Genomic DNA, 1,122 nt, shown 5'->3' with positions numbered 1-1,122 from the left:
GAGCCGCCCCCGCCCCCGTCCCCGCTCCCACCCGAGTCGGCGTCGCCTGGGCGCGAGCCGGCGCCGCCCGCGCGCGAGTCGAGCCCCTCCCGGCGGGCGGAGCTGTTCGCCGGGTGGGGCTTCGTGCGCGGGCATCCGGTGCTGCGGCGGATGTTCGCGAGCTGGCTAGTCTTCGCCGGCGCGAGTGCGATGGCGACGCCGCTGAGCTCGCTGTTCTACCTGCGCGACCTGGGCTCCACCCCCTGGCAGTACGGCCTGCTCATGGGGCTCCCTTCGCTCGGCGGCTTCCTCGGCGCGCGGCTCGCGCCGAGGCTGAGCAGGCGATTCGGCCTGGTGCGCGGCCTGTGGTGGGTGAGCCTCTGGCGCGGCCCCTGGTACGCGGTCATCCCGCTGGCCTCACCCGGCACCGCGGGCGTGCTCCTTTGCGGGTCCGGCTTCGCGGGCGTGCTCCTTTGCGGGTCCAGCTTCGCGGGCGTGCTGTTCTTCTCCGGCCTGGCGAACTCCACCATGACGACCTACCGCCGGCTCGGCACCCCGGACCACCTGCTGGCCAGGGTGTCGACGCTCTGGATCTTCGCCACGAACGTCACCCAGCCGCTCTTCATCGCCTTCGGCGGCCTGGTCGCGAGCACGCTCGGCACGCGGGCTGGCCTGTTCCTGGTCGCGGCCTTCATGTGCGTGTCCGGCCTGTTCCTGCCCCGGCGCTCGGAGGATCACGTCTGAGACCCCAGCCGGGCGCGCAGCCCGAGCACGACGTCGACCACCAGGAACGCGGCCAGCGAGATGCCCATCAGCGGCAGGAAGACCCCGACGGCCACGGCCAGCAGAGCGAGCGGCGCCAGCAGGGCCCAGGACACGTTCCGCCAGCCACCCCGGGGATACGGCTTGCCGAAGCCGCGGGTGGGCCGGCGGCGCCACCACATGCGGTAGCCGAGCACGATCAGCGTGATCAGGCCGACGGCCAGGAGCGCCAGAAGGATCTGGTTGACCAGGCCGAACAGCAGCCCCATATGCCCGTCGATGCCCCACCGGGCGAGCTTGGCGGCCAGCGAGTAGTCGGCGAAGCGCAGCTCGGCGCTCACCTGGCCGGAGGTGGCGTCGACGGCGACCTGGTCCAGGCGG

At 73.3% G+C, this 1,122-nt stretch carries 1 protein-coding gene and 1 pseudogene; one reads left to right on the top strand and one right to left on the bottom strand.

The window, feature by feature from the left end:
• Positions 1 to 723, top strand: a pseudogene (locus ACWDX9_RS63575) (hypothetical protein); the annotation flags it as partial.
• Here ACWDX9_RS63575 and ACWDX9_RS63570 read toward each other — a convergent pair.
• The coding region (locus tag ACWDX9_RS63570) for a PepSY domain-containing protein (RefSeq protein ID WP_449973496.1) at positions 714 to 1,122 on the bottom strand (409 nt) is incomplete at its 5' end. The pseudogene ACWDX9_RS63575 and the gene ACWDX9_RS63570 overlap by 10 nt on opposite strands.

Source organism: Nonomuraea sp. NPDC003201, from assembly GCF_053590415.1.
Note: the sequence above shows the minus strand (reverse complement) of the source record. Positions and strands in the feature narration are given on the sequence as shown.